The sequence below is a fragment of the Falsiroseomonas tokyonensis genome (assembly GCF_019024325.1).
Taxonomy (GTDB): domain Bacteria; phylum Pseudomonadota; class Alphaproteobacteria; order Acetobacterales; family Acetobacteraceae; genus Falsiroseomonas; species Falsiroseomonas tokyonensis.
In genome coordinates, this window is the sequence record NZ_JAFNJS010000001.1 from 1,055,533 (window position 1) to 1,080,417 (window position 24,885).

Genomic DNA, 24,885 nt, shown 5'->3' on the forward strand with positions numbered 1-24,885 from the left:
GGTCCGTGCAGGGCGCGAAGGCAAGGCGGCGGAGCCGCCGCCCGCCGTCTGAGGGCAATCAACCATGGCGACGGAGCAGAATGCGCAGATCCTGTTCGAGCACTTCGTCGGTGATCGGCCCGGCATAGCGCCAGCGGATGATCCCCTGCGCGTCCAGCAGATAACTCTCCGGCACGCCATAGACGCCCCAGTCGATGGCGACGCGGCCAGGTACGTCCTGCGCCAGGCGAGCAAAGGGGTTGCCGTGGCGGCGGATGAACTGGAGGCTGTCGGGCGCGCGGTCCTTGTAGGCGATGCCGAACACCGGCACGCCTTCCCGCGACAGCTTCATCAGCTGCGGATGCTCGATGATGCAGGGCACGCACCAGCTGGCCCAGAAATTCACCAGCACCGGCCGGCCCAGGCCGCGCAGATCGGCGGAACCGAAGCTCTCGACGCCCGCATCCGGCAGCGCCGGCAGATCGAAGGCCGGCGGCGGCTGGCCGATCAGGGCGGAGGGCACGCCGCGCGGATTGTAGGCGCCGCTGCGCTGGCGCTGCAGCGCCGTATAGAAACCCACGCCACCCGCCGCGGCGATGGCGAAGGGCGCGGCCAGCAGCAGGCGGCGGCTGGTGGGCGTCATGCGCGCGCCGCCCCCGCCGCCGCGCGGATGGCGGCGCGATTGGGGGCGGAGACGCGCACCCGGCGATCGGCCAGCGAGAGCCCGCCGCCCAGCGCCATCACCGCCGCGCCGAGCCAGATCCAGGGCGCCAGCAGGTTGTAGTGCAGGCGGATCACGGCGCGGCCGGTGGCGGCGTCTTCCTCCCCGATCACGGCATAGAGGTCGGCCATCAAGTTGGTGTGGATGGCGACCTCGGTGGTGTTCTGGCGGGCCAGGGGGAAGAAGCGGCGGGCAGGCTGCATCACGCGCAGCTCCCGCCCATCCCGCAGCAGGGTGATGTGCGCGCGGCGGGCGGTCCAGTTCGGCCCGACCTCGTCGCGCACGCTGTCCAGGCGCCATTCATAGCCGGCCAGCGTGGTGGATTCGCCGGCGGCCAGCGAGACCAGGCGTTCCTGCGCCAGGCCCATGCCGGCGATGCCGGCGGCGGTGATGCCGATGCCGGCATGGGCGATGGCCGCCCCCCAGGCCGCGCGCGGCAGGCCTTTTGCCCGGTTCCACGCATTGCCGAGATTGGTGCGGAACAGCGCGGTGCGGTCGGCGATATCGGCAAAGGCGGCGCCGATCACCCAGGCCGCGAAGGCGAAGCCCACCGCCGGCAGCACCTTCTGGCCGGAGGCCAGCAGCGCCACGAAGAAGGCGCCGAAACCGATGACGGCGACCCACCACAGCTTCATCACGACGGAGGACAGCTGCGCCCGCTTCCAGGGCATCAGCGGCCCCGCCGCCATGGCCAGCAGCAGCGGCACCACCAGCGGGAAGCTGGCCGAATTGAAGAAGGGCGGTCCCACCGAGACCTTGGTGCCGAACAGCGCATCCGCGAACAGCGGCCAGAGCGTGCCGACGAAGACCACCGCCGTGATCGAGCAGACCAGCAGGTTGTTCAGCACGATCGCGCCCTCGCGCGAGACGGGGCTGAAGATGCCGGTCGGGATCATCGCCCGCGCCCGCACCGCGAACAGCAGGAAGGCGCCGGCGAGGTAGAACATCAGCAGGCCCAGGATAAAAAGGCCGCGCTCCGGGTCATTGGCGAAGGAGTGCACGGAATTCAGCACGCCGGACCGCACCAGGAATGTGCCGAGCAGGGACATGCCGAAGGCGATGATCGCCAGCAGGATGGTCCAGGTCTTCAGCGCCTCCCGCTTCTCCACCACGATGGCGGAATGCAGCAGGGCGGTGCCGATCAGCCAGGGCAGCAGGGAGGCATTCTCGACCGGGTCCCAGAACCAGTAGCCGCCCCAGCCGAGCTCGTAATAGGCCCACCAGGAGCCGAGTGCGATGCCGAGCGTCAGGAAGGACCAGGCAGCCAGCGACCAGGGCCGCACCCAGCGGCCCCAGGCGGCATCGACCCGGCCCTCGATCAGGGCGGCGATGGCGAAGGCGAAGGTCACCGCATAGCCGACATAGCCGAGGTAGAGCAGCGGCGGATGCATCGCCAGCCCGATATCCTGCAGGATCGGGTTCAGCCCCTGCCCATCCGGCGCCGGCGGCCAGACGCGCTCGAAGGGGTTCGAGGTCCGGATGGTGAAGGCGAGGAAGCCCACGGAAATCAGGCCCAGCACGCCCAGCACCCGCGCCCGCAGCGCCGTCGGCAATTCGCGGCCAAAGGCGGAAACCGCCGCGCCGCACATGGCCAGGATCATGATCCAGAGGACCAAGGACCCCTCGTGATTCCCCCAGGTGCCGGTAATCTTGTACAGCATCGGCTTGGCCGAATGGCTGTTCTGCACGACGTTCACCACCGTCGTGTCGTTGATCGCATAGGAATACATCAGGCAGCCGAAGGCCGTGGCGATGGCCAGGCACTGGCCCAGCGCCAGCGGTGCGCCGGTGGCCATCATCCGGCCGTTGCGCATCTCCGCCCCCAGCAGCGGCAGGATCGCCTGGGCCAGCGCCAGGATCAGGCCCAGCGCCAGGGCGTAATGGCCAAGTTCCGCGATCATGATCCGCTGCCCGTCCGTGCCGGCTGAAGCGTGTTCCAGGTGGCGGCCGGCGGCGGCGTGCCCTGTTCCGGCTGCCAATGGCCGGCGCGCTTCAGCGCATCGGCAACCTCCGGCGGCATATAGGTTTCGTCATGCCGGGCCAGGACCTCGGTGGCGCGGAACATGCCGTCCAGCCCGAAGCGGCCGGCGGTGACCACGCCCTGGCCCTCGCGGAACAGGTCCGGCAGCACGCCCTGATAGGTGACAGGGATGGCATGCGCGCCATCCGTCACGCGGAAGCGCACGGTGGGGCGGGCGCCGGCGGCGGCTTCCTCCCGCTGCACGCTGCCGGCCTCCACCAGCCCGCCCAGGCGGAAGGACCGCTCCGGCGCCGGGCGCTCGGCCATGATGTCGGAAGGGGAGCGGAAGAAGACGATATTGTCCTGGAAGGCGGTCAGGGTCAGGGCGGTGGCGCTGCCGACCCCGATGGCACAGAGCAGCAGGATCCAGAGTCGCCGGCGCTTGCGGGTCATGTCTCCCTCTCACCCCTTGGGTCGAGGCGCTTCAGTTTCGCCTGCGCCTGGCGCTGCCGCAGCACGGCCGCGATGGCTAGGCTGGCGAAGACCAGCAGCGTGCCGGCCCAGGATATCGTGATGTGGATCCAATGGCTTGTCATGGATCAACCCACCGGCGCGGCTTCGGCGCGGCGGGCGCGCGCCGTCTCCAGCGCCCGGACGCGGCGTTCCATCACCGCGGCCCGGGTGCGCGCCAGAACCACGGCGCCGAACAGCAGGGAGAAGCCCAGGGCGCAGACCAGCAGCGGATAGAGCATGTCCACATGCATGCCCGGCGCATTCAGCCGGGTGACGCTGGCCGGCTGGTGCAGGGTGTTCCACCAATCGACCGAGAATTTCACGATCGGCAGGTTCACCAGCCCCACCAGCGCCAGGATGGCCCCTGCCCGTGCCCCGCGATCGGCCTCGTCGAAGGCGCGCACCAGGGCCGCATGGCCGAGCCACAGGAAGAACAGCACCAGCACGCTGGTCAGCCGCGCATCCCAGACCCACCAGGTGCCCCACATGGGCTTGCCCCAGAGGCTGCCGGTGGCCAGGCACAGCGCGGTGACCGCCGCACCCACCGGCGAAAGCTCCCGCGCCGCCAGGTCCGCCAGCGGATGCCGCCAGATCAGCGACATGACGGAGAGGATGCCAAGGCCCAGATAGCCGCCCATGGCCAGCCAGGCCATCGGCACATGCACATACATGATGCGGACCGTCTCGCCCTGCTGCCAATCGGCCGGCGCGATGCCCAGCGCCCATACGGTGCCCCAGGCGGTGACGGCCAGCGCCAGCGCCCAGAGCCAGGGCATGAGCCGCCCCGTCATCCGCAGGAAGCGCCCCGGATTGGCGAAGCGGTGCAGCGACCGCGCGCCCGTCGACTGCGCCCCCTTGGGCGGGGCGGCGATGGGCTGGCCCGTTTCGCGGGGCATGATGGGTCTGGCGTCCACGCGCCTATAGTAGGGGTGGTTTGCGCCGGATTGAAGCCGCTGCCGGGGGGCGTTACGTGTGATTCTTGCAACCACGCCGCCGGGAGGACTCCATGCTCTTCGCCATCAGCTGCACCGACAAGCCGAATTCCCTGGAACTGCGCATGGCCACAAGGCCGACGCATCTGGAATACCTGAAGTCCAAGATGGCCGATTTCGTCGTGGTCGGCCCGGTGCTGGACGCCGAGGGCAAGCCCTGCGGCAGCCTGCTCGTGGTGGAGGCCGCGGACCAGGCCGCCGCCGAGGCCCTGGCCGCCGGCGACCCCTATGCCAAGGCGGGGCTGTTCGAGACGGTGACGATCCGTCCCTTCCGCATGGTGTTCAAGGACGGGGCGATGGTGTGATGGCGACTTCCCCCCGCCAATACTGGCTGGTGAAGTCGGAGCCGGACGCCTTTTCCTGGGACCAGCAGGTGGCCAATGGCGTCGAGCCCTGGACCGGCGTGCGCAACCACATGGCCAAGGCGAATCTGAAGGCCATGAAGAAGGGCGACCTCGCCTTCTTCTACCACTCGAATGAGGGGAAGGAGATCGTGGGCGTGGTCGAGGTGGCGAAGGAGGCCTATCCCGACCCCTCGGTGGAGCCCGGGACCAAGGGCGACTGGGTCTGCGTCGACATGAAGGCGGTGGGGCCGATGCCGAAGCCGGTGACCCTGGCGGAGATCAAGGCCGACCCGGACTTTTCCGAACTTGCCCTGGTGCGGATGTCGCGGCTTTCGGTCATGCCGGTCTCAGCGGAGCACTGGAAGAAGCTGTGCAAGCTGGGCGGCTGGAAGGGGAAGTAGCGCCATGCGGCTGGAAGGGTCCTGCCATTGCGGCAAGGTTCGGTTTCGCTGCGATTCGGGACAACCTTACCCCTATCAGCGCTGCTACTGCTCGATCTGCCGCAAGACGCAGGGCGGGGGCGGCTATGCCATCAACCTCTCCGGCGATGCCGCCACGCTGAAGGTGCGCGGCGCCAAGCACCTGAAGGTCTACAACGCCCGGCTGCGGGAGCCGGGGCAGCGGACCCGGCAAAGCCCCGCCCAGCGCCATTTCTGCGGGGAGTGCGGCAGCGCGCTGTGGCTGTTCGATCCGCGCTGGCCGGAGCTGGTGCATCCCTTCGCCTCCGCCATCGACACCGACCTGCCGGTGCCGCCGGAGCACACGCATCTGCTGCTCGGCTGCAAGGCCAGCTGGGTGGAGCCCTGCTTCGCCAAGGGCGACCGGCGCCACAAGGGCCATCCGAAGGAAAGCATCGCCGAATGGCATGCGCGGCTGGGGCTGGAAACGGCATGAGCGAGGTCGCCTCCGATGAGCGGGTGCTGTGCCGGCTGGAGGAGATCCCGGATGGCGAAAGCCGCGGCTTCAGCCCGGCCGCCGGCGCCTTCACCGGGCTCTTCGCCATCCGCCGCGGCGGCCAGGTTTTCGTCTATGTGAATTCCTGCCCGCATGTCGGCCTGCCGCTGGACCCGGCGCCGCATCGCTTCCTGGACGCCAAGCGCACGGCGATCATCTGCTCCGCCCATGGGGCGCGGTTCCGGATCGAGGATGGCGAATGCACCTCCGGCCCCTGCTACGGCGAGAGCCTGGAATCGGTGCCGGCACGGGTGGATGCGGAAGGGCGCGTGATCGTGCCAGCAGAGGCCGGGCTGTAGCGCGACCCCTTGTCGCCACCGCGGCGGATAGGGATTAATTTTCTCCGAATTGACTTGGTGGGCCGGGTACGTGGAAAAAACTTCCATGAACCGCGCCATTCCCCAGGGTCCGCGATGTCGCCCCGTCTCCGGCTATCGCCCTTCCCGACCCTGACCTTCGGAGACTTCCCATGGAATTCGCCCCCTCCGGCCGCCTGCGCCGCAGCCTGCTGCTGCAGACCCTGGCCTTCGCCTCCGCCCCCGCCGTGCTGCGCGCGCAAACCCCCGCATCGGACCGGCCGATCCGGCTGATCGTCCCCTGGCCGCCCGGCGGGGCGGTGGACCAGCTGGCCCGCGCCGTGCAGCAGCCGCTATCCGCCGAGCTCGGCCAGGCGCTGGTCATCGAGAATATCGGCGGCGCCTCCGGCCGCGTCGGCGGCCAGGCCGCGGCGCGGGCCGCGGCGGATGGCCAGACCCTGCTGCTGGCCAACGATACCTTCGCAGCGACGGAGGCGCTGCCGGTGGCGGGCGCGCCTTCGGTGCGCCAGGCGCTGCGGCCGGTCAGCCAGATCGTCACCGCCGAGCATGGCTTCTTCACCCATCCGCGCTCGGGCCTGAAGACCATCCAGGATTTCGCCGCCGCCGTCCGGGCGCGGCCGGGGGCGCTGAATGTCGGCGTGCCGGGCATCGGCGCCTCCCAGCACCTGACCAGCGAATTGCTGCTGCGCGCGGCGGGCGGGCTGCGGGTGGAGCATGTGCCCTATCGCGGCGGCGGGCCGGTGCTGCAGGACCTGCTGGCGGGGAATATCGATGTCGGCGTGGTGACCTTCTCCGCCGGCGTGCCGCATGCGCGGGAGCGGTCCCTGGTGCCGCTTTTCGTCACCAGCGCGACGCGGCCTGCCGCGCTGCCCGAGGTGCCGACGGCCGGCGAGACCATCGCCCCCGGCTTCGTGCAGGACACCTGGATCGGCCTGTTCGCTCCGACCGCCACGCCGGTGGCGCTGACGGACCGGCTGCACCAGGCGGTGCGCGCCATCCTGGCCGATACGGCGGTGCGGGACCGGCTGGCGGGGATCGGCTTTTATCCGTCCGGCCTCGGCCCGGAGGCTTTTGCGGGGCAGTTCGACAGCACCGTCACCACCTTCGCCGGCATCGCGCGGGAAAGGGGGATCCGGGCGGAGAGCTGAGGCCGCATCCCTTCCCATCCCGGCGGATGCGGGGGCGGCAGCGCCGGGATCAGGGGCAGTCGAACGGTTGACGCATCTCATGGCCGCGTGCCCCATTCACCCTCTATGAACCGGCCAGCAGGCCGGACGCGCCGTGCCCAAAGGATGCGGGGGGACCACCAATGACCGAGACCACGCTGATCGCCGTGAAGCCCGAAATCGCCGCCCGCGCCCAGGTGGACGAGGCCGGCTACAAGGCGATGTACCAGGCAGCCGCCCAGGACCCGGACGCCTTCTGGGCGAAGGAGGCGCAGCGCATCGCCTGGATGCAGGCGCCGAAGATCATCAAGAACGTCGACTTCGGCGGCACCTCCGGAAAGGTCTCGATCAAGTGGTTCGAGGATGGCGTGCTGAACGCCTCCGTCTCCTGCCTCGACCGGCACCTGGCGACCCGCGGCGACCAGGTGGCGATCATCTGGGAAGGCGACGATCCCTCCAGCGATGCCAAGGTCACCTACAAGGAGCTGCATGCGCGGGTCTGCCAGCTGGCGAATGCCATGCGCGGCCTGGGCGTGCAGAAGGGCGACCGGGTCTGCATCTACCTGCCGATGATCGTGGAGGCCGCGGTCGCCATGCTGGCCTGCGCCCGCATTGGCGCCGTGCATTCTATCGTCTTCGGCGGCTTTTCCCCCGACAGCCTCGCCTCGCGCATCCAGGATTCGGATTGCGTGCTGCTGATCACGGCGGATGAGGGCCGCCGCGGCGGCCGCAAGGTGCCGCTGAAGGCCAATGCGGACGAGGCCCTGAAGACCTGCCCCTCCATCCGCCATGTCATCGTGGCGCGAAACACCGGCGGCGCGGTGGAGATGATGCCGGAGCGCGACCATTGGTGGTCGGACGCCTGCGACACCCAGCCGGAAACCGCGGAGCCGGAGAAGATGAATGCGGAGGACCCGCTCTTCATCCTCTATACCAGCGGCAGCACCGGCAAGCCGAAGGGCGTGCTGCACACCACCGGCGGCTACATGGTCTGGGCCAGCTTCACCCACCAGAACGTCTTCGACTATCGCGACGGCGAGATCTATTGGTGCACGGCGGATGTCGGCTGGGTGACCGGCCACACCTATATCGTCTATGGCCCGCTGGCCAATGGCGCGACCACGCTGATGTTCGAGGGGGTGCCCAACTACCCCACCGTCTCCCGCTTCTGGGAGGTGATCGACAAGCACCAGGTCGCCATCTTCTACACCGCCCCCACCGCGATCCGCGCCCTGATGCGGGAAGGGGAGGCGCCGGTGAAGAAGACCAGCCGCAAGTCCCTTCGCATCCTCGGCAGCGTGGGGGAGCCGATCAACCCGGAAGCCTGGCTCTGGTATTATCGCAATGTGGGCGATGAGCGCTGCCCGATCGTCGATACCTGGTGGCAGACGGAAACCGGCGGCATCCTGATCTCGCCGCTGCCCGGCGCGATCGCCCAGAAGCCGGGCTCCGCCACCCTGCCGCTGCCCGGCGTGAAGCCGGCGCTGGTGGACAATGACGGCGCGGTGCTGGAAGGCGCTGCGGAGGGCAACCTGGTGCTGCTGGACAGCTGGCCGGGCCAGATGCGCACGGTCTATGGCGACCATGAGCGCTTCGTGCAGACCTATTTCTCCACCTTCAAGGGCACCTACTTCACGGGCGACGGCGCCCGGCGGGACGCGGACGGCTATTACTGGATCACCGGCCGGGTCGATGACGTGATCAATGTCGCCGGCCACCGCATGGGCACGGCGGAGGTCGAATCCGCCCTGGTCGCCCATCCCAAGGTGGCGGAGGCCGCGGTGGTCGGCATGCCGCACGACATCAAGGGCCAGGGCATCTATGCCTATGTCACGCTGAAGACGGGCGAGGAGCCCTCCGAGGCGCTGCGCAAGGAACTGGTCGCCTGGGTCCGCAAGGAAATCGGCCCGATCGCCAGCCCCGACGCCATCCAATGGGCGCCGGGCCTGCCGAAGACCCGCTCCGGCAAGATCATGCGCCGGATCCTGCGCAAGATCGCGGCGAATGAGACGGAGGCGCTGGGCGATACCTCCACCCTGGCGGATCCCGGCGTGGTGCAGGACCTGGTGGAGAACCGGGTGCGCTGAACTTGGCTCAGGGCACCACCGGCACCGGCAGCGCGCCGAGTGCCGGTTTCGCGAACAGGTAGCCCTGCATTGCCCGCACGCCGAGCCGGCGCAGCGCCGCCAGCTCGCCCCGGGTCTCGATGCCCTCCACCACCGGGGCCATGCCGAAGGCGGCGAGCTGTTCCAGCGTCTCCCGCACCCGCTCGAAGCGGGTCTCGTCCCGGTCGAGGCCCATGATCACCTCCCGCGCGATCTTGGCGCCGTCCGGGCGCCAGACCATCAGCAGCGGGATGCGCGCATGGCCGGTGCCGACGTCATCCAGCGCGATCCGCAAGCCGCGGCGCTGCAATTCGGTCAGCGACCGGGCCAGGGATTCCGGATCCTCCACCGGCTCCATCTCGCTGATCTCGAAGACCAGCCGGTCCACCGGAAAGCCCAGCGCCTCGGCCTCCGTCACGGTATCGGCGGCGCAATACTGCGGCTGGCCGATGCAGCCGGGGAAGATGTTCAACGTGAGCGAAGCGCCGGTGGCGGGCAGGCCGAGGCGCAGCGCCTCCGCCACCGCGGCGCGGCGGATCTCGGCATCGACGCGGTAGCGATCCGCCAGCGCGATCCCGTCCAGCACGCTGCCGGCCGATTCCCCGCCCATGCCGCGCACCAGCGCCTCCTGCGCCAGGGTCCGGCCGGTGTCCACATCGACGATGGGCTGGAAAGCGGTGGCGAAACGGAGGGTCACGAGGGGTCCAGCGCTGCAGGTTCGTCCATTAACTAGCAACATGTGCATAAAATTGTCGCGTGCGCCAGGATCGCAAGGTTTCATCCGTTTCACCTTGCCGGCAGGGTTGCGCCACGCGCGGTTGTGCCGGGCGGCGCTTGGCCGCAGCATTGCGGGGCATGGCCGAACCTCCCGACAGGCAGTTGCCGGACCGCCAGAGCCTGGACCGGGGGGCCACGCGCCGGCTGATCCTCGTCCTCGGCCTGGCCTGCCTCGCCTCCAACCTGGCGACGCGCGCGCTCGACCCGCTGGTGGGCGTGCTGGCACGGGATTTCATGGCCAGCCCCGCCACCATCGCCCTGCTCTCGACCGCCTTTGCCCTGCCCTATGCGCTGGTGCAGCCGGTGCTGGGGCCGGTGGGCGATGCCGTCGGCAAGCGGCGCGTGATCCGGATCTGCCTGATCGCCCTGGCCGTCGCCCTGGCCCTGGCCGCGGCGGCACCCGACCTCACCGCGCTCACTTTGCTGCGCATCCTGGCCGGCGCGGCGGCCGGCGGCATCTTCCCGCTGGCCATCGCCGCCATCGGCGACCATGTGCCGATGGAGCGCCGCCAGGTGGCGCTGTCCCGGCTGCTGGTGGCGGGTCTGACCGGATCCTCCGGCGGCGCGCTGCTCTCCGCGGCGCTGGAGCCCTGGATCGGCTGGCGCGGCGTCACCCTGGTCTGCGCCGCCGCGGCGCTGGCCGCCCTGCCCATGCTGCGCGACGACCGCGCCCGGCCGGAGCCGCGCGGGCCGCGGCTGAACCTGGGCGATGCGCTGCGGCGCTACCGCCACATCATCGCCCAGCCGGCGGCGCGGGTGCTCTACGCCTGCGTCTTCCTGGAAGGCATGCTGATCTTCGGCATCTTCCCCTTCATCGCCCCCCTGCTGGCCGAGCGTGGCCAGGGCGGGGTGGCGGAGGCCGGCTTCGCGGTGGCCGCCTTCGGCATCGGCGGCTTCATCTTCGCGGCGCTGGCCGGGCTGCTGCTGCGCCGCATGGGGCAGTCCCGCATGGTGCTGCTGGGCGGCGGTCTGGCCGGCATCGGGCTGGGGCTGCAAGCGGTGGCGCCGGTGGCGGCGGTGCTGGTGGCGGGCTGCCTGCTGCTCGGCCTTGGCTTCTACATGATGCACAGCTCCATCCAGACCCGGGTGACGGAGGTGGCGCCCATGGCGCGCGGCAGCGCGGTGGCGCTGCATGCCTTCAGCTTCTTCCTCGGCCAGTCGCTCGGCCCGGCGGCCATGGGCGCCGGGCGGGCGGGCCTGGGGCCGGAATGGGCGCTGGCGGGGGCCGGAATCGGGGTGGTCGGCCTCGGCATCTGGCTGGCCCGAAGGGGGCGCTAGCCCGACACGGGACGGATGTTCCGGTTCGCGATTCGCCCCCGTTCCGGAACGCAGGGTGAATCGGCCGTCATCCCCGCCCGGGCGCCGCCTGCGGAATCAATCACCTGCCCCGAGTCGCGCGAACGAATCGCTGACTCCGCGATTCCGTTCTCCCGCCACAAGACCTGGGGGGTGGTCGGTCGCCACCCCACAAGCGCGTTCCCCGAGTCGCGCCCGAGTCGCGACCCGAGTCGCGATGCTCAAAAGTCGCTGACGCGGCCCTTGTGTTCCCAGTCGCCGAAGCGCGTCGGCTCCGGCCCCTTCGGCCCGCCGATCTCGGGCGGCAGGGCCAGGCGCACCGGCTTCTCGGAGGGCGGATCGCCGATCGGCGCCGGCGGCGGGTCGCCCGGCATCGGCGGCTCATTGTCCGGCGGCGGCTGGGTCGGCGGCTGTTCCGGCACCGGCTGGCCGGGCGGCGGGCCCGGCGGCTCGGAGGGCGGCAGCGGGATTTGCTGCGCGGACTGGGTGTTGATCTGGGGCAGGCCGGCCTGCCCCTCGTGATTCGCGTTGGTCATGCCCCACATGTAGGTCGTCCCTCGCTGCCTGCCGAGACGAACGCGGCAGGCGGCCGGAAGATCGCCCGATGGATTGGAGGCAAGATGAGCGGCTATCTGAAGACGGCGATCCTGCTGGCGGGCCTCACCGCCCTGTTCGTGGGCGTCGGTTTCATGATCGGTGGCCAGCAGGGCATGGTCATCGCCTTCCTCTTCGCCTGCGGCATGAACGTCTTCGCCTGGTGGAACAGCGACCGGATGCTGCTGCGGATGCACAATGCGCAGCCGATCGGCCCGAACGATGCGCCCCGCCTGTTCCAGATGACCCAGCAACTGGCCCGGAACGCCGGCATCCCCATGCCCGCGCTCTATGTCATCCATGAGGACCAGCCCAATGCCTTCGCCACCGGCCGCAGCCCGGACCGCGCGGCCGTCGCCCTGAACACCGGCCTGCTGGACATGATGCCGGAACGCGAGGTGGCGGGCGTGATCGCGCATGAGCTGGCGCATATTCGCAACCGCGACACGCTGATCATGACCATGACGGCGACCATCGCCGGCGCCATCGGCATGCTGGCGCAGTTCGGCTTCCTCTTCGGCCGCGGCGACAACCGCCAGAACCCCTTCGGCCTGATCGGCAGCCTGCTGATGATCGTGCTGGCGCCGCTGGCCGCCATGGTGGTGCAGATGGCGATCAGCCGGTCCCGCGAATACGAGGCCGACCGCGTCGGCGCTGAGATCGCCGGCGACCCCGAGGGCCTCGCCTCCGCCCTGCTGCATCTGGAAGGCTACAAGGCCGGCCGGGTGAACCAGGCCGCCGAGGCCAACCCCGCCACGGCGCATATGTTCATCATCAACCCGCTCTCCGGCCTGCGGATGGACGGCCTGTTCTCCACCCACCCCAAGACCGAGAACCGCGTCGCCGCGCTGCGCGCCCTGGCGGGCAGCATGGGGCCGCCCCCGGCGCCGCCACGCCCCGCCACCACCGGCCCCTGGTCCAGCCCGACCCCTCGCACCTCACAACGCCGCAACCCCTGGGGCTGAGGCGGGCGCGGCCGGGGCGGCTTGGCCTTAGGCGCTTGGCGGATGGGGGTGCGCGGGTGGTTTGCAAGGAGGGCTCTGCCCTCCCTGCACCCTCCCGCCAGGAGGCAGAGGCCTCCTGGACCTCAGGACCTTGAACAGAAATGGAGAGGGGCCAGAAGGACCGCTGAACCCGCGGTAGCTCCGGCCCCTTTCCATTTCTGTTCATGAATCAAAGGGTTCCAAGGGGCCACTGCCCCTTGGCAGGGGGTGCAGGGGGACAGCGTCCCCCTGCAATCACGCACGCCACCCTCATCCAGCCAAGCACCCTGGGCCCAAGCCGCCCCCGGGCCGCGCGTGCCTCGGCCCAGGCGGTTAGCGCTGCTTGCGGATGCGGGTGGACCAGATGTGCCAGAGGTAGGTGGCGATGAAGCCGCCTACCACGACATAGGCCAGCGGCTCGAGCCAGCCTTCGATGCGGTCGTACTGGTCTTCCATGAAGTAGCCGGCCAGGGTCAGGAAGGTGATCCAGACGCCGCTGCCCAGTGCCGTCCAAAGGTAGAAGACGTGGCGCGGGATGCGGATCAGCCCGGCGGGGATGGAGATGACGGTGCGGATGCCCGGCAGTAGCCGGCCGAAGGACAGGGCGAAGGGCCCGTATTTGGCCAGCGTCGCCTCCGCCTTGCGCAGGTCGTCCTCGCCCACCGCGAACCAGCGGCCGTAGCGGCCGACCAATGGGCGGATGCGGTCGGCGCCGATGGCGCGGGCCAGTTCGTACCAGAAGACATTGCCCAGCAGCGTGCCGATGATGCCGGCGATCAGCGCCAGCGTCAGCGACATCTGCCCGCGCGCCGCGGCGAAGCCTGCCAGCGGCATGATCACCTCGGAGGGGATCGGCGGGAAGACGTTCTCCAGGAACATCAGCGCCATGACGCCCGGCCATCCGCCGGCGGCGACCACGCCTGTCACCCATTCGATCATCGATTCGTCCCATAGAGGGTAAGGGCGACCCGGCGGCCGCGGGAGTAGTTAAAGCCGGCGACGCTGCCGCGTTCCGCCACCGCCAGGCCCCGGGCCTCGGCCGCGCTGCGGAAGCGTGCCAGGTCGCGGTCGCCCACGGCGACCAGCCGCCCGGGTTCGCCGGCCAGGAAATCCGCCGCCGCCGCGCCGTCACGCAGCAGCCGGATTTCGCCGCCCAGGGCGAAGAGCAGCGAGGGTTCGTGGTAGCCGACCACGCCGAAACGCTCATCCGGCAGGCCGGGGGCGGCGGCCTGCACCGCGGCGGCCAGGCGCGGCGAGATCCAGGGCGCCTCCAGCCGCGGCAGCACCAGGCCGAGGGCGGTGGCCTGCAGCGGGATGGCCAGCAGCACGGCGAGCAGCCCGGCCCGGGCGGGCGCCCCTTCGCGCAGCATGCGCAGCAGGCCCCAGCAGAACAGCGCCGCGGCCGGCAGGCCGAGCAGCGACAGCGCATCCACCCGCCCATCGGCCAGGATCGGCAGCGCCGCGGCGGCGATCCCCAGCCCGGCGGCGGCGGCCAGGGCGCCGGCTGTGGAAAGCCAGGCCAGCCAGCGCGGCGGCGCCTGGCGCAGCGGGTCCAGCGCCCAGGCGGCGGCCAGCAGCATCAGCGCCGGATAGGCCGGCAGGACATAGTGCGGCAGCTTGGTGGTCACCGCCTCGAAGACCAGCCAGGTGGGCACCGCCCAGGCCAGCAGGAAGCGCGTGCCGGGCTGCAGCCGGTCGGCCCAGGCGCCGGGGGCGGCGCGCAGCACCAGGAAGGCGCCGGGGAAGGCGGCGATGCCGAAGCTCAGCAGGTAGTAGCCGGGCGGGCCCCAATGGTTCTCATCGGCGCCGCCCACCTTGCTGAGCATGTCGCCGCCCAGCGCCTCGGCCAGGAAACGGCCTTCCGTCGCGATGGTCACGGCGATGAACCAGGGCGCGGCGGCCAGCACCATCAGCGGCACGCCCCAGCCGGGGCGCAGCGCGCGCAGCCAGGGGGCGCCATTGGTCCAGGCGCGGTCGGCCACCGCCAGGGTGATGGCGGCCAGCGCCGCCACCATCGGCGCGATCGGCCCCTTCAGCAGGATGGAGACGCCGAGCACCAGCCAGAAGCCGGCCGCAGCACCTGGCCCGAAGCCGGCGGGCTGCAGATAGGCCCGCGCCATCAGCCCCATGGCGAGGACGACGCTGCCGAGCAGCGCCGCATCCGTCTTGGCGATATGGGTCTCCACCCCCAGCACGAAGCAGCCGGCCAGCAGGGCGGCGCCCAGGAAGGCGGCGCGCCTTCCCACCAGCAGGCGGCCGAAATGGGCGGTGGCCAGCACCGCCAGCAGCGCGCCGGCCAGGGATGGGATGCGATAGGCCCAGATGTCGTGCCGGTCGCCGAGGCGCAGCGTCTCCAGCACGCGGACGGAGCCGGCCTGCAGCCAGTGGATGCCGGCGGGTTTCTTGTTGCGCTCCACCTCGCCGAAGCGGATGCGGACCAGGTCGCCGGTCTCCACCATCTGGCGGCTGGCCTGGGCGAAGCGGCTTTCGTCGCGGTCCCCGGCCGGGATGCTGAAGAAGCCGGGCAGCCATAGCAGCAGGCAGAGCAAAGCGAGCCAGGGCAGCGGGCGCCGCGTCTCCGGCAGCCGGTCGAGGAAGTCCCGGCTGAGGAAGCTGCGGAGCGCCTGCATGGTCGCGCCCCTAGCATGGCGCGCGGCGGGCGGCCATAAACCCTCCCGAAATGCCCCCCCAAAAAGCCCCTGCCGGCGTGACAAAGCGTGTCACGGCCAGGCCGCCCAATGCCCGCGCCAACCGGGGGGCGCCGCCGCCCGGCACGCGGTCCGCCGCGCTGCTGCTGCTGGCCGCCGTGTTCGACCGCCGCCGCCCGCTGGAGGAGGCGCTGGACCAGCTGCCCGCCGCGATCGAGCCGCGCGACCGCGCCGCCGCGCATCGCTTGGCGGCGGCCGTGCTGCGCCATGCCGGCAGCCTGGATGCGGTGCTGGAGCCGCATCTGCGGCGGGAGCCGCCGCCCGTGGTGCGCGCCGCGCTGCGCATGGGCGCGGCGGAGCTGCTGGTGCTCGGCACCCCGGCCCATGCCGCGGTGGCCGCGACGGTCGCCGTGGTGCCCCGGCCCTTCGCCGGGCTGGTGAATGCCGTGCTGCGCAAGGTCGCAACCGAGGGGGCGGAGGCCTATGAGGGGCTGGACCGGGAAAGGCTGGACACGCCGCCCTGGCTCTGGTCGGCCTGGCATGCGGCCTATGGCGCGGCAGGCGTGCGCGCCATCGCGCGGGCGCATCAGCAGGCTGCGCCGCTGGACCTGACCCTTGCCCCGGGCGCCAGCCCGCCGGAGGGCGCCATCGAACTGCCCACCGGATCCTGGCGCCTGCCCGAGGGCACGCGGGTGACCGACCTGCCCGGACTGGCGGAGGGCGCCTTCTGGGTGCAGGACGCCGCCGCCGCGCTGCCGGCGCGGCTGCTGGCGGTGAAGCCCGGGGAGCGGGTGGCCGATCTCTGCGCCGCACCCGGCGGCAAGACGGCGCAGCTGGCGAGTGCCGGCGGCATCGTCACGGCGGTGGAGCGCGACCCGAAGCGCGCCGCCCGGCTGCGCGAGAACCTGGCCCGGCTGAAACTCTCCGTGACGGTCGAGGAAGCCGATGCCGCGACCTGGATGCCGGCCGAGGCGAATTTCGACGCCGTGCTGCTGGATGCCCCCTGCTCCGCCACCGGCATCATCCGCCGCCATCCGGACATCCCCCATCTGAAGCGGCCGAAGGATGTGGCGCAGCTGGTGCAGGCCCAGGCCCAGCTGCTCGCCCAGGCGGCGCGGCTGCTGCGGCCCGGCGGGCGGCTGGTGCTGGCCACCTGTTCCCTGCAGCCGGAGGAGGGCGAGGCGCATCTGGCCCGCGCCGCGGCCCTCGGCCTGGTGCCGGATCCGATCGCGCCGACCGAACTGCCGGGCCTGCGCACCGCGCTGGTCCGCGGCGGCACGCTGCGGACGCGGCCGGACATGTGGGCCGAGCAGGGCGGGATCGACGGATTTTTCGCCGCCAGGTTCCGGCGAGGCTGAAGCCGGGACTTCTTTCTGCAAGAATGGAAGCCGCTTGGCGCAAAATAAGATCGTGCTAGGTATTCTGTATAATCGGGAAGAATGACGTCGATGGCTGCCGCCGAGCTGGACCGTATCGATCGGGAAATCCTCCGCCTCATCATGCAGGATTCGGCCCGTTCCCTGGCCGAGATCGCACAGGAGGTCGGGCTCACCCCCACCCCCTGCTGGAAGCGCATCCGGCGGATGGAGGAGGCAGGGGTCATCACCGGCCGCGTGGCCCTGGTGGACCCGGCCCTGGTCGGCCTGCCGATCTCGGTCTTCGTCGCGGTGGAGACCGGCGACCATTCCGGCGACTGGATCGCCAGGTTTGCGGAGGCCGTGGCCTCCCTGCCCGAGATCGTCGAATGCTGGCGGCTGGGCGGCGACGTGGACTATCTGCTGCGCGTCGTGGTGCCGGACATGGCGGGCTACGACGCCTTCTACCGCCGCTTCGTCGCCGCCGTGCCCAGCCTGCGCAAGGTGACCGGCCGCTTCGCCATGGAACGGGTGAAAAGCACCACCGCGCTGCCGATCTGAGAACCGGCGCGCAAAACACTGGTTTCGCTGCCGCAATCGCGGGAAGTTTTGGTTGTGGCCTTCAGGCGCGGCGCCCAAAGGCGCGCAGATGAAGCGCCCCCTGTCCGACTTGCCGGATCGCCTGCAACAGCTTCCGGCCCTCACCTCCCTGCGCTTCCTCGCCGCCATGGCGGTGGTGCTGTTCCACGTGCCCTATGTCCTGCCGGCCTCGGTCGGGCTGAAGCCGCTGGAACAGGGCGCGCTCGGCGTCAGCTTCTTCTTCGTGCTCTCGGGCTTCATCCTGCGCCACGCCCAGGCGCCGCAGGGCTTCGACACGCTCGCCTTCTATCGCCGTCGTGCCGCCCGCGTCCTGCCGTTGCACTATCTCACGCTCCTGACCTGGACCTGGCTGTTCTTCGACAGCTGGGGCAACAGCCTGACCGAGAAGATCAATAGCGGCGTCGCCAATCTGCTGGCGATCCATGCGTTGTTCAGCGGGCATCTGTTCACGCTGGGCTACAATGCGGTGTCCTGGAGCATCTCGGCGGAGCTGGTCTTCTACGCGCTGTTTCCCCTGCTGCTCGGCGGCCGGCGCGCGGTGTGGCTGTTCGCGATACTGGCGATCGGGATGCTGTTGCTGCCGCAGGACGCTGCGGCGGGGCTGGAACGCGCCTTCCAGGGCTTCTTCTACTTCCATCCCGCCGCGCGGCTGCTGGAATTCTCGGCGGGGATGGCGCTGCATGCGCTGTGGCGCCGGTTCAACCCGGGCGAGGGGATGGCAACCAGGATCCAGCTCGGCGGCCTGCTGGCGCTGTTGGCGCTGGTCCCGGCCAGCGCGGGCTGGCCGGTGCATCTGCGCAACCTGGCGCTGCTGCTGCCCTTCGGCCTGCTGATCCTGGGCTTCGCCTACGGCGGCCCGCTGACCCGGCTCTTGTCCCACCCCCTGCCGGTGCTGCTGGGGGAGGCCTCCTTCGCGCTGTACATGACGCATCACATGCTGTTCCGCCTGCTCGACCCGCATCTGGTGGCGCTTGGCCCGGCCGCGGCGCTGGCCGTGGCTTCGGCGGCGGCCATCCTGCTGTCCATCCTGGTGCTGCGCCTGTTCGAACAGCCGGTGCGCAGACTGCTGAACCGTGCCCCCATGCCGAGCCATTCGCGCCGCATGGCCGCAACCCCTGTTCCCCAGGGGGGGGTTGGCGGCTAGAACCGCCGGGACATGTCACATCCCGTCCGCATTGCCCCCTCGCTCCTCGCCGCGGATTTCACCCGGCTGGGCCAGGAAGTCGCCGCCATCGAGGCCGCCGGGGCCGATTGGCTGCATCTCGATATCATGGACGGTCATTTCGTCCCCAATATCTCCTTCGGCCCGGGGCTGGTGAAGGCGCTGCGCAAATCCTCGCGCCTGTTCTTCGACGTGCACCTGATGATCGCCCCGGCCGACCCCTACCTGGCGGCCTTCGCGGAAGCGGGGGCGGAGCTGATCAGCCTGCATCCGGAAGCCGGGCCGCATCTGCACCGCTCCCTGCAGACCATCCGGGCGCTGGGCAAGCAGGCGGGCGTGGTGCTGAACCCCGGCACCCCGCTGGAAGCCGTGGCGCCGGTGCTGGACCTGTGTGACCTGGTGCTGGTGATGTCGGTGAATCCGGGCTTCGGCGGGCAGTCCTTCATCCGCAGCCAGCTGGCCCGGATCGCGGCGCTGCGGGGCATGATCGAGGCCTCCGGCCGGAAGATCGCCCTGCAGGTGGATGGCGGGGTCACCGCCGCCACGGCGCCGGACTGCCTGGCGGCCGGGGCGGATGTGCTGGTGGCCGGCACCGCCGTCTTCGGCGCCCCGGACTATGCCGCGGCCATCACCGCGCTGCGGGGGGGAGGAACAGGCGCATGATCGGGGGCGTTCTGCGCGGCGCGCGCCGCATCATCGCCAATCTCAAGCCGATCAAGGTGCCGGACGGCCCGGCGCGGTCCTTCCGCGACCTCTGGCCCGGCGACGCGGCGCGCGGCGCCCGGCTGCTGCGCGGCGAATTCGAGGCCTTCGGCACCACCCGCCCGCTGCGGCCGCAGGATGGCGAGGATGGCCCGGCCCGGCCGGACTGGACCCCGGCGCAGCCCGGCGGCAGCCAGACCTGGTACGCCGCCGCGCACGGCTTCGCCTGGCTGCGCGACCTGCGCGCGCTGGGCACCGACGCCGCCCGGCTGCGCGGCCGGGCCCTGGCCGCCGATTGGCTGGCACATGGCGCGCTGGACCCGCTGGCGGATGCCCCCGAAGTGGCCGGCGCGCGCATTTCCGCCTGGCTCGGCCATTGGGATTTCCTGGCCGCCACGGCGGAGGATGGGCTGCGCCGCCAGCTGATGCAGCGCCTGGCGCAGGATGCCCGCGGCGTGGTCGCCGGCCTGCCGGCCGAGGCCGCGCATCGCGGCGCGCTGGTGGCGCTGAAGGGCGGCATGGCCGGGTCCGTGGCGCTGGAGGAGGAGACCTGGCTCGCCCGCTGCGTCCGCTTCCTGCCGCAGGAGCTGGAACGCCAGTTCCGCCCGGATGGCGGCCATGTGGAGCGCAGCCCGGCGATCCAGCTGGCCGCGCTGCAGGACCTGATCGAGATCCGCAACCTGCTGCATGGCGCGGGGGTGGAGGCGCCGCCGCAGCTGGCCGCGACGCTGGACCGCGCGGCGCCGGCGCTGCGCATGCTGCGCCATGCCGATGGCGGGCTGGCGCTGTTCAACGGCACGCGGGACGAGCAGGCGGCCTTCATCGACCTGGTGCTGACCCAGGGCCAGTCCCGCGGCCGGCCGCCGGCGCAGCTGCCCGATACCGGCTTCCACCGGCTTGCCGCCAGCCGCACCCTGGTGCTGATGGATTGCGGCGCGCCGCCCGCCGCCCGGCGGGATGCCGCCCCCGGCGGCCTGCCGCGCGGCGCCGACCGCAATGCCCATGCCGGGACGCTCGCCTTCGAGATGTCGGTGGGGCGCGAGCGGCTGATCGTCAATTGCGGCGCCGCCCCGGCGGCGGAGGGCGAATGGCGCGACGCGCTGCGCGCCACCGCCGCGCATTCCACCCTGGTGCTGGCGGATACCAATTCCTCCGAGCTGCGGCCGGAGGGGCTGGGCCGCCGGGTGGAGACGGTGACCACCGATCGCTTCGAGGAAGAGGGCAAGCTCTGGCTGGATGCGACGCATGACGGCTGGCAGCGCCAGTTCGGCCTGCGCCACCGCCGCCGCCTGTTCCTGTCCGAATCCGGCGACAGCCTGATCGGGGAGGATCTGCTGGAAGGCAGCCGCGAGGTCTCGGTGCCCGGCTTCACCCTGCGCTTCCACCTGCATCCCTCGGTCACCGCCAGCCTGCAGCAGGATGAGCAGGGCGCGCTGCTGCGCCTGCCGTCGGGCGTCGGCTGGCGGCTGCGCACGGGGCGGGAGGTGCGGGTGGCGATCGAGGAGAGCATTTACCTGGGCGGCGAGCCGCGCCGCAGCCAGCAGGTGGCGCTGCATGCCGAGCCGGGCACTGCGGCGCTGCAATGGGCGCTTTCGCGAATTGGCGTGCCGGCCCCGGCGACGCCCGAGCCGCAGCCGGAGTAATGCCCCGCTTGCGGAGGCGGCCGGCGTCTTCCGCCGGCCGAGCGGCCGAATGGCCGCCGCGCCCAGTGGCGCGCAGCCAAGGCCCCGGAGGGACCGCCCGGCGCCTGAGGGCACAATCGTGAAGATCCTCGAAGTCACGAATGTGGACTTCGCGCTGCTGCACTTCATCCTGCCGCTGATGCGCGGCCTGCGGGACCGCGGGCATGAGGTGGTGGGGGTGTGTGCGGAGGGGCCGCTGCTGGCGGGGCCGCGGGCGGAGGGATTCCGGGTGGTGCCGGTGGCACTCGCCCGCAGCCTGCACCCGGTGCGACAGGCGCGCGCCCTGGCGGAGCTGGTGGCGGTGATGCGGGCCGAAAAGCCGGACCTGGTGCATGCCCATATGCCGATCAGCGGGCTGCTGGCGCGCACCGCGGCGCGCATCGCGGGCGTCCCGCGCATCGCCTATACCTGCCACGGCTTCCTGTTCAACCAACCCGGCCCCTGGTGGCGCGGCCAGCTGGCGCTGACGCTGGAACGCGCCGCCGGGCGGATCACCGACACCTACCTGACCGTCAGCGCGGAGGAGGCCGAGGATGCGCGGCGGCTGCGCATCCATCCCAACCCCGTCGCCGTGCTGAACGGCCGCGACCCCGCCCGCTTCCACCCGGACCCCGCCGCCCGCGCCCGGCTGCGCGCCGAGATGGGGGTGGCGGAGGGGGATTGCGTGGTGGTCGCCATCTCCCGCCTGGTTCGCCACAAGGGGTTTTGTGAATTGCTGGCGGCGATGGCGGAGACGCCGCCGAACTGCATCCTGTGGGTCGCCGGCGAAAGGCTGGCCAGCGATCATGGGGAGGACCTGACGCCGCATTTCCAGCGCGCCGCGGCGGTGCTCGGGCGGCGGCTGGTGATGCTGGGCTATCGCACCGATGTGCCGGCGCTGTTGGCGGCATCGGATGTCTTCACCCTGCCCTCCCATTTCGAGGGGCTGCCCATGTCGATCATCGAGGCGATGCTGGCGGGCCTGCCGGTGGTCGCCACCGATATCCGCGGGCCGCGCGAGCAGGTGGTGGATGGCGAGACCGGGCTGCTGGTGCCGCCGATGCAGGTGGCGCCGCTCGCCGCGGCGTTGTCCCGCCTGGCCGGCGATGCGGCGCTGCGCCAGGCGATGGGCGCGGCCGGGCGCGCGCGGGCGCTGGAGCGCTTCGACGAGGCGCGGGTTCTGCGCCACACCATGGATCTTCTTGAGGGGCGCGGGGAACCGGCCTGAACTTCGATCATCCGGGCACGTTGGGCGGATGTGTTCGGAGTAAAGATTATGTCGCAAACCATCGTCGCCACCGCCGACAAGCTGCCTTCCCGTGTTTCCTGGGGTGCCATCATCGCGGGCGGCCTCGTGGCCGTCACCGCCGGCGCCATGCTCAATATCCTCGGCGTCGCCATCGGCGCGAGCACCGTGGATCCGATGATCCCGGGCGAGACGCCCTCCGCCGGCAGCTTCGGCATCGCCGGCGCCATCTGGCTGCTGGTCTCCAACCTGCTGGCGCTCGCCTGCGGCGGCTATGTCGCGGCGCGACTGTCCGGCACGGCGGATGATACGGACGGCGTGCTGCACGGCCTGTCCGTCTGGGCCGTCGCCTTCCTCGTCTCCGCGCTGCTGCTGGGCAACCTGGCCTCCGGCGCCGCGCGTGGCGTCGGGTCCCTGGTGCAGGGCGCGGCCAGCACCGCGGCTTCCGCCGCGGCGCAGGCGGTGCCGGAGATGACGGATCCGGAGGCGCTGGTCGATCGGCTGCAGGCCAGCCTGCAGGGCGGCGGCGATCCGGCGAACCTGACCGAGGACCAGCGCCGCGCCGAGATGACGCGCATCATCAGCGAGCGTGCGACCAGCGGCAGCTTCGAGCCGGCGGCGCGCGAGCGCCTGGCCAGCCTGGCCGCGGTGGAATTCGGCATTCCGCCGGCCGAGGCGACCCAGCGCATCCAGGCGCTGGAAGCCGAGGCGACGCGCCTGGCGCAGCAGGCCGAGACGCGGGCGCGCGAGGCCGCGGAAGCCGCCGCCCGCGCCGCCGCCGTCGGCTCCTACTGGGTGTTCGCGACGCTGCTGCTGGGTGCCGCCGCCAGCGTCATCGGCGCCCGCGTCGGCACCCGCAAGAGCCTGCTGATGGCCTCTCGCCGCCTGGCCTGACGTTTTCGAAAGCCCTTGCCCCAGCGGGGCAAGGGGGGCCTCAGGGGGCCGGTCCGCAGGGACCGGCCCCTTTTTCATGCACCGCGGGTCAGGAATCCCCGGCCCATTTCCGACCGGCGCCGGCGCCGCCCTTGGCCTCGGGCGCCAAATCCTCGGTCTTCTTCTCCGCCACCTGGCGGATCGCGCGCTTGCCCGAGACCTCGTCGCCGATATCGGGGCGGTTGTCGGTGCCGGAGCGGGCTGTGCCGGCGGGAATGCCGGTGCCGCTGCTGCCCTGCGGCATGGGCTGGCGCTCGGGCAGCGCGCCCGGCGTAGGCTTGTCTGTCTTGGCCATGGCCTTCTCCTCCTCAGGCATTCACCACCGTGCCGCCATTCGGGTGCAGGACCTGGCCGGTGAAATAGGAACTGTCCTGCTCGGCGGCCAGGAACAGGTAGGCGGGCGCCACCTCGTCCGGCTGGCCGGCGCGGCCGATGGTGGTGCTGGCGCCGTGCTGGGCCGTGCGCTCCTCGTCGAAGGAGGCGGGGATCAGCGGCGTCCAGATCGGGCCCGGCGCCACGGCATTCACGCGGATCCGCCGATCCTCCCAGATCGCCTTGGCCAGGCTGCGGGTGAAGCCGACGATGGCGCCCTTGGTGGAAGCATAGTCGATCAGCTCCGCACTGCCCTGGTAGGCGGTGATGGAGGTGGTGTTGATGATCGACCCGCCCTTCGGCATGTGCGGCAGCGCCGCCTTGGTCAGCCACATCATGCCGAGGATATTGGTGCGGAAGGTGCGCTCCACCTGCGCGTCCGGGATCTCGGCGAAATCCTTGCAGGGGTGCTGCTCGGCCGCGTTGTTCACCAGGATGTCGATGCGGCCGCCGAGGATTTGCGCGGCCCGGGCCACGGCATCGCGGCAGAAGGCGGCGTCACCGATATCACCGGCGATGACCTCGCAGCGCCGGCCCTCGGCCTCGATGCGGGCGCGGGTATCCTCGGCGTCCTGCGGTTCCTCCTTGTGCAGGATCACCACATCGGCGCCTTCCTTGGCGAAGCCGATGGCCACCGCGCGGCCGATGCCGGAATCGCCGCCGCTGACCAGGGCGGTGCGGCCCGTCAGCTTGCCGGCGGCGCGCCAGTTTTCCATGGCGGAGCGCGGGCGCGGCGTCATTTCCGATTCCAGCCCGGGCTGGCGGTCCTGGTGCTGCGGCGGTTGCAGGTGTTTCGATGTGTCGGACACGGCGGGGCCTCCTGTGACAGGGGCTGAACACGGCCGAGGTCGCGGCAGTTGCTTGCGTGGCCGGAAGGCGCCGGGGCGGGAATCTTGGGAAGCCGGTCGAAACTCCGGCCCGCCGGCGCGTTGGGGCTGCTGCGACGGCAGACTTCCCACGCACCGCCAGCCCCACCGGAGACATCCCATGAAGACGATGGACGAGCTGTTCCTGATGACCCTCAAGGACATCTACTACGCGGAACGCCAGATCCTGAAGGCGCTGCCCAAGATGGCCCGCGCGGCGCATAGCGAGGAACTGAAGGAAGCCTTCAAGACGCACAAGGACCAGACCGAAGGCCAGGTGGAGCGCCTGCAGCAGGTGTTCCAGGTGCTCGGCAAGCGGGCGCAGGGCCAGACCTGCGAGGCGATCCAGGGCCTGATCCAGGAAGGCGAGGAGCTGCTCGAGGAATTCTCCGAGCCGAGCGCCGTGCGCGATGCGGGCCTGGTGGCGACCGCCCAGGCGGTCGAGCATTACGAGATGGCCCGCTACGGCACGCTGGTCACCTGGGCGGGGCTGCAGAAGCAGGACGAGATCGTGGCCTTGCTGCAGGCGACGCTCGATGAGGAGAAGGCCACCGACAAGCTGCTGACGCAGATGGCCACCAAGACCATCCACAAGGACGTGCTGAAGGCGGCCTGACGGCAGGCAGGGGAGCGGGGCAT

Annotated in this window: 27 protein-coding genes; 16 read left to right on the forward strand and 11 right to left on the reverse strand. The window is 71.2% G+C overall.

Annotated features, from left to right (window positions below; translation table 11 throughout):
• Positions 1 to 58: 58 nt before the first annotated feature.
• From J3S20_RS04765 to J3S20_RS04785, 5 genes are read right to left on the reverse strand one after another with little or no spacing between them, the layout of a single operon-like run.
• Positions 59 to 622 carry a DsbE family thiol:disulfide interchange protein gene (locus J3S20_RS04765; RefSeq protein ID WP_216835068.1) on the reverse strand — a complete coding sequence of 188 codons (564 nt, stop codon included), beginning with the start codon at positions 620 to 622 and terminating at the stop codon, positions 59 to 61.
• Complete coding sequence (locus tag J3S20_RS04770; RefSeq protein WP_216835070.1) at positions 619 to 2,601, reverse strand: heme lyase CcmF/NrfE family subunit; 1,983 nt, start codon at positions 2,599 to 2,601, stop codon at positions 619 to 621. The genes J3S20_RS04765 and J3S20_RS04770 overlap by 4 nt, the downstream gene beginning before the upstream one ends.
• Entirely contained in the window at positions 2,598 to 3,113 is a 516-nt protein-coding gene (gene ccmE / locus J3S20_RS04775) for a cytochrome c maturation protein CcmE (RefSeq protein WP_216835072.1), read from the reverse strand. The genes J3S20_RS04770 and ccmE overlap by 4 nt, the downstream gene beginning before the upstream one ends.
• Positions 3,110 to 3,256: a heme exporter protein CcmD gene (gene ccmD / locus J3S20_RS04780; RefSeq protein ID WP_216835075.1), complete on the reverse strand. Its 147-nt coding sequence runs from the start codon at positions 3,254 to 3,256 to the stop codon at positions 3,110 to 3,112. Before ccmD ends, ccmE begins: the two co-directional genes overlap by 4 nt.
• 3 nt (positions 3,257 to 3,259) lie before the next feature.
• Positions 3,260 to 4,069, reverse strand: coding sequence for a heme ABC transporter permease (locus J3S20_RS04785; RefSeq protein ID WP_216835076.1), 810 nt, complete (start codon positions 4,067 to 4,069; stop codon positions 3,260 to 3,262).
• Between the two features lie 110 nt (positions 4,070 to 4,179).
• Between J3S20_RS04785 and J3S20_RS04790 the strand changes: the two genes are divergently transcribed.
• The 6 genes from J3S20_RS04790 to acs all read left to right on the forward strand — a co-directional run bounded on the left by J3S20_RS04790 (position 4,180) and on the right by acs (position 9,033).
• Positions 4,180 to 4,470, forward strand: coding sequence for a YciI family protein (locus J3S20_RS04790; RefSeq protein WP_216835079.1), 291 nt, complete (start codon positions 4,180 to 4,182; stop codon positions 4,468 to 4,470).
• Positions 4,470 to 4,910, forward strand: coding sequence for an EVE domain-containing protein (locus J3S20_RS04795; protein ID WP_216835082.1), 441 nt, complete (start codon positions 4,470 to 4,472; stop codon positions 4,908 to 4,910). The genes J3S20_RS04790 and J3S20_RS04795 overlap by 1 nt, the downstream gene beginning before the upstream one ends.
• A gap of 4 nt (positions 4,911 to 4,914) precedes the next feature.
• Positions 4,915 to 5,403: a GFA family protein gene (locus J3S20_RS04800; protein WP_216835084.1), complete on the forward strand. Its 489-nt coding sequence runs from the start codon at positions 4,915 to 4,917 to the stop codon at positions 5,401 to 5,403.
• Positions 5,400 to 5,762 carry a Rieske (2Fe-2S) protein gene (locus tag J3S20_RS04805; RefSeq protein WP_216835086.1) on the forward strand — a complete coding sequence of 121 codons (363 nt, stop codon included), beginning with the start codon at positions 5,400 to 5,402 and terminating at the stop codon, positions 5,760 to 5,762. Before J3S20_RS04800 ends, J3S20_RS04805 begins: the two co-directional genes overlap by 4 nt.
• Before the next feature lie 170 nt (positions 5,763 to 5,932).
• The gene (locus J3S20_RS04810) at positions 5,933 to 6,928 is read left to right on the forward strand and encodes a Bug family tripartite tricarboxylate transporter substrate binding protein (protein ID WP_216835087.1); all 996 of its coding nucleotides are present in this window, start codon (positions 5,933 to 5,935) and stop codon (positions 6,926 to 6,928) included.
• Between the two features lie 161 nt (positions 6,929 to 7,089).
• Positions 7,090 to 9,033, forward strand: coding sequence for an acetate--CoA ligase (acs, locus tag J3S20_RS04815; protein ID WP_216835090.1), 1,944 nt, complete (start codon positions 7,090 to 7,092; stop codon positions 9,031 to 9,033).
• Between the two features lie 7 nt (positions 9,034 to 9,040).
• On the opposite strand, the gene J3S20_RS04820 is transcribed toward acs, so the two are convergent.
• The gene (locus J3S20_RS04820) at positions 9,041 to 9,748 is read right to left on the reverse strand and encodes an EAL domain-containing protein (protein ID WP_216835092.1); all 708 of its coding nucleotides are present in this window, start codon (positions 9,746 to 9,748) and stop codon (positions 9,041 to 9,043) included.
• A 158-nt stretch (positions 9,749 to 9,906) separates the two neighbouring features.
• Between J3S20_RS04820 and J3S20_RS04825 the strand changes: the two genes are divergently transcribed.
• Positions 9,907 to 11,106, forward strand: coding sequence for an MFS transporter (locus J3S20_RS04825; RefSeq protein WP_216835094.1), 1,200 nt, complete (start codon positions 9,907 to 9,909; stop codon positions 11,104 to 11,106).
• A 239-nt stretch (positions 11,107 to 11,345) separates the two neighbouring features.
• Here the strand turns inward: J3S20_RS04825 and J3S20_RS31225 are convergent, their stop codons facing one another.
• A complete protein-coding gene (locus tag J3S20_RS31225; RefSeq protein WP_379793630.1) occupies positions 11,346 to 11,660 on the reverse strand; it encodes a DUF1674 domain-containing protein in 315 nt (104 codons plus the stop codon).
• A gap of 84 nt (positions 11,661 to 11,744) precedes the next feature.
• On the opposite strand from J3S20_RS31225, the gene htpX reads away from it, so the two are divergent.
• Positions 11,745 to 12,683 (forward strand): zinc metalloprotease HtpX, encoded by a 939-nt coding sequence (gene htpX, locus J3S20_RS04835; RefSeq protein ID WP_216835097.1) that lies wholly within the window; start codon positions 11,745 to 11,747, stop codon positions 12,681 to 12,683.
• 351 nt (positions 12,684 to 13,034) lie between these two features.
• Here htpX and J3S20_RS04840 read toward each other — a convergent pair whose 3' ends face one another.
• Together J3S20_RS04840 and J3S20_RS04845 are read right to left on the reverse strand one after the other, a co-directional pair.
• A complete protein-coding gene (locus J3S20_RS04840; RefSeq protein ID WP_216835098.1) occupies positions 13,035 to 13,640 on the reverse strand; it encodes a DedA family protein in 606 nt (201 codons plus the stop codon).
• Positions 13,637 to 15,331, reverse strand: coding sequence for a glycosyltransferase family 39 protein (locus J3S20_RS04845; protein ID WP_216835100.1), 1,695 nt, complete (start codon positions 15,329 to 15,331; stop codon positions 13,637 to 13,639). The genes J3S20_RS04840 and J3S20_RS04845 overlap by 4 nt, the downstream gene beginning before the upstream one ends.
• Positions 15,332 to 15,381: 50 nt before the next feature.
• Between J3S20_RS04845 and J3S20_RS04850 the strand changes: the two genes are divergently transcribed.
• The 7 genes from J3S20_RS04850 (at position 15,382) to J3S20_RS04880 (ending at position 22,969) form a co-directional block, all read left to right on the forward strand.
• Positions 15,382 to 16,707, forward strand: a complete 1,326-nt coding sequence (locus J3S20_RS04850; RefSeq protein WP_216835102.1) for an RsmB/NOP family class I SAM-dependent RNA methyltransferase — start codon at positions 15,382 to 15,384, stop codon at positions 16,705 to 16,707.
• An 81-nt stretch (positions 16,708 to 16,788) separates the two neighbouring features.
• Complete coding sequence (locus J3S20_RS04855; protein WP_246602261.1) at positions 16,789 to 17,265, forward strand: Lrp/AsnC family transcriptional regulator; 477 nt, start codon at positions 16,789 to 16,791, stop codon at positions 17,263 to 17,265.
• A gap of 88 nt (positions 17,266 to 17,353) precedes the next feature.
• The gene (locus tag J3S20_RS04860) at positions 17,354 to 18,448 is read left to right on the forward strand and encodes an acyltransferase family protein (RefSeq protein ID WP_216835104.1); all 1,095 of its coding nucleotides are present in this window, start codon (positions 17,354 to 17,356) and stop codon (positions 18,446 to 18,448) included.
• A 12-nt stretch (positions 18,449 to 18,460) separates the two neighbouring features.
• Positions 18,461 to 19,129, forward strand: coding sequence for a ribulose-phosphate 3-epimerase (rpe, locus tag J3S20_RS04865; RefSeq protein ID WP_216835106.1), 669 nt, complete (start codon positions 18,461 to 18,463; stop codon positions 19,127 to 19,129).
• The gene (locus tag J3S20_RS30730) at positions 19,126 to 20,811 is read left to right on the forward strand and encodes a heparinase II/III family protein (protein ID WP_216835107.1); all 1,686 of its coding nucleotides are present in this window, start codon (positions 19,126 to 19,128) and stop codon (positions 20,809 to 20,811) included. The genes rpe and J3S20_RS30730 overlap by 4 nt, the downstream gene beginning before the upstream one ends.
• A 118-nt stretch (positions 20,812 to 20,929) precedes the next feature.
• Positions 20,930 to 22,057, forward strand: a complete 1,128-nt coding sequence (locus tag J3S20_RS04875) for a glycosyltransferase family 4 protein (protein WP_216835109.1) — start codon at positions 20,930 to 20,932, stop codon at positions 22,055 to 22,057.
• Positions 22,058 to 22,105: 48 nt separating this feature from the next.
• Positions 22,106 to 22,969, forward strand: coding sequence for a hypothetical protein (locus J3S20_RS04880; RefSeq protein ID WP_246602262.1), 864 nt, complete (start codon positions 22,106 to 22,108; stop codon positions 22,967 to 22,969).
• An 88-nt stretch (positions 22,970 to 23,057) separates the two neighbouring features.
• Here J3S20_RS04880 and J3S20_RS04885 read toward each other — a convergent pair whose 3' ends face one another.
• Both J3S20_RS04885 and J3S20_RS04890 read right to left on the reverse strand, forming a co-directional pair.
• The gene (locus tag J3S20_RS04885) at positions 23,058 to 23,303 is read right to left on the reverse strand and encodes a hypothetical protein (RefSeq protein ID WP_216835111.1); all 246 of its coding nucleotides are present in this window, start codon (positions 23,301 to 23,303) and stop codon (positions 23,058 to 23,060) included.
• Between the two features lie 13 nt (positions 23,304 to 23,316).
• Positions 23,317 to 24,189 carry an SDR family oxidoreductase gene (locus tag J3S20_RS04890; protein ID WP_379793631.1) on the reverse strand — a complete coding sequence of 291 codons (873 nt, stop codon included), beginning with the start codon at positions 24,187 to 24,189 and terminating at the stop codon, positions 23,317 to 23,319.
• Between the two features lie 178 nt (positions 24,190 to 24,367).
• Here J3S20_RS04890 and J3S20_RS04895 point away from each other — a divergent pair, with 178 nt between their 5' ends.
• Positions 24,368 to 24,862 (forward strand): YciE/YciF ferroxidase family protein, encoded by a 495-nt coding sequence (locus tag J3S20_RS04895; RefSeq protein WP_216835113.1) that lies wholly within the window; start codon positions 24,368 to 24,370, stop codon positions 24,860 to 24,862.
• The last annotated feature ends 23 nt before the right edge of the window (positions 24,863 to 24,885 follow it).

What these genes read in the sequence shown, in the direction of transcription:
- J3S20_RS04860 (WP_216835104.1), top strand. Translation starts at nt 17,354, where the DNA reads ATGAAGCGCCCCCTGTCCGACTTGCCGGATCGCCTGCAACAGCTTCCG.
- J3S20_RS31225 (WP_379793630.1), bottom strand. Translation starts at nt 11,660, where the DNA reads ATGACCAACGCGAATCACGAGGGGCAGGCCGGCCTGCCCCAGATCAAC.
- J3S20_RS04895 (WP_216835113.1), top strand. Translation starts at nt 24,368, where the DNA reads ATGAAGACGATGGACGAGCTGTTCCTGATGACCCTCAAGGACATCTAC.
- ccmE (WP_216835072.1), bottom strand. Translation starts at nt 3,113, where the DNA reads ATGACCCGCAAGCGCCGGCGACTCTGGATCCTGCTGCTCTGTGCCATC.
- J3S20_RS04845 (WP_216835100.1), bottom strand. Translation starts at nt 15,331, where the DNA reads ATGCAGGCGCTCCGCAGCTTCCTCAGCCGGGACTTCCTCGACCGGCTG.
- J3S20_RS04800 (WP_216835084.1), top strand. Translation starts at nt 4,915, where the DNA reads ATGCGGCTGGAAGGGTCCTGCCATTGCGGCAAGGTTCGGTTTCGCTGC.
- J3S20_RS04850 (WP_216835102.1), top strand. Translation starts at nt 15,382, where the DNA reads ATGCCCCCCCAAAAAGCCCCTGCCGGCGTGACAAAGCGTGTCACGGCC.
- J3S20_RS04795 (WP_216835082.1), top strand. Translation starts at nt 4,470, where the DNA reads ATGGCGACTTCCCCCCGCCAATACTGGCTGGTGAAGTCGGAGCCGGAC.
- J3S20_RS04825 (WP_216835094.1), top strand. Translation starts at nt 9,907, where the DNA reads ATGGCCGAACCTCCCGACAGGCAGTTGCCGGACCGCCAGAGCCTGGAC.
- rpe (WP_216835106.1), top strand. Translation starts at nt 18,461, where the DNA reads ATGTCACATCCCGTCCGCATTGCCCCCTCGCTCCTCGCCGCGGATTTC.
- J3S20_RS04810 (WP_216835087.1), top strand. Translation starts at nt 5,933, where the DNA reads ATGGAATTCGCCCCCTCCGGCCGCCTGCGCCGCAGCCTGCTGCTGCAG.
- J3S20_RS04880 (WP_246602262.1), top strand. Translation starts at nt 22,106, where the DNA reads ATGTCGCAAACCATCGTCGCCACCGCCGACAAGCTGCCTTCCCGTGTT.
- J3S20_RS04885 (WP_216835111.1), bottom strand. Translation starts at nt 23,303, where the DNA reads ATGGCCAAGACAGACAAGCCTACGCCGGGCGCGCTGCCCGAGCGCCAG.
- J3S20_RS04790 (WP_216835079.1), top strand. Translation starts at nt 4,180, where the DNA reads ATGCTCTTCGCCATCAGCTGCACCGACAAGCCGAATTCCCTGGAACTG.
- acs (WP_216835090.1), top strand. Translation starts at nt 7,090, where the DNA reads ATGACCGAGACCACGCTGATCGCCGTGAAGCCCGAAATCGCCGCCCGC.
- J3S20_RS04770 (WP_216835070.1), bottom strand. Translation starts at nt 2,601, where the DNA reads ATGATCGCGGAACTTGGCCATTACGCCCTGGCGCTGGGCCTGATCCTG.
- htpX (WP_216835097.1), top strand. Translation starts at nt 11,745, where the DNA reads ATGAGCGGCTATCTGAAGACGGCGATCCTGCTGGCGGGCCTCACCGCC.
- J3S20_RS04805 (WP_216835086.1), top strand. Translation starts at nt 5,400, where the DNA reads ATGAGCGAGGTCGCCTCCGATGAGCGGGTGCTGTGCCGGCTGGAGGAG.
- J3S20_RS04785 (WP_216835076.1), bottom strand. Translation starts at nt 4,069, where the DNA reads ATGCCCCGCGAAACGGGCCAGCCCATCGCCGCCCCGCCCAAGGGGGCG.
- J3S20_RS30730 (WP_216835107.1), top strand. Translation starts at nt 19,126, where the DNA reads ATGATCGGGGGCGTTCTGCGCGGCGCGCGCCGCATCATCGCCAATCTC.
- J3S20_RS04765 (WP_216835068.1), bottom strand. Translation starts at nt 622, where the DNA reads ATGACGCCCACCAGCCGCCGCCTGCTGCTGGCCGCGCCCTTCGCCATC.
- ccmD (WP_216835075.1), bottom strand. Translation starts at nt 3,256, where the DNA reads ATGACAAGCCATTGGATCCACATCACGATATCCTGGGCCGGCACGCTG.
- J3S20_RS04855 (WP_246602261.1), top strand. Translation starts at nt 16,789, where the DNA reads ATGACGTCGATGGCTGCCGCCGAGCTGGACCGTATCGATCGGGAAATC.
- J3S20_RS04840 (WP_216835098.1), bottom strand. Translation starts at nt 13,640, where the DNA reads ATGATCGAATGGGTGACAGGCGTGGTCGCCGCCGGCGGATGGCCGGGC.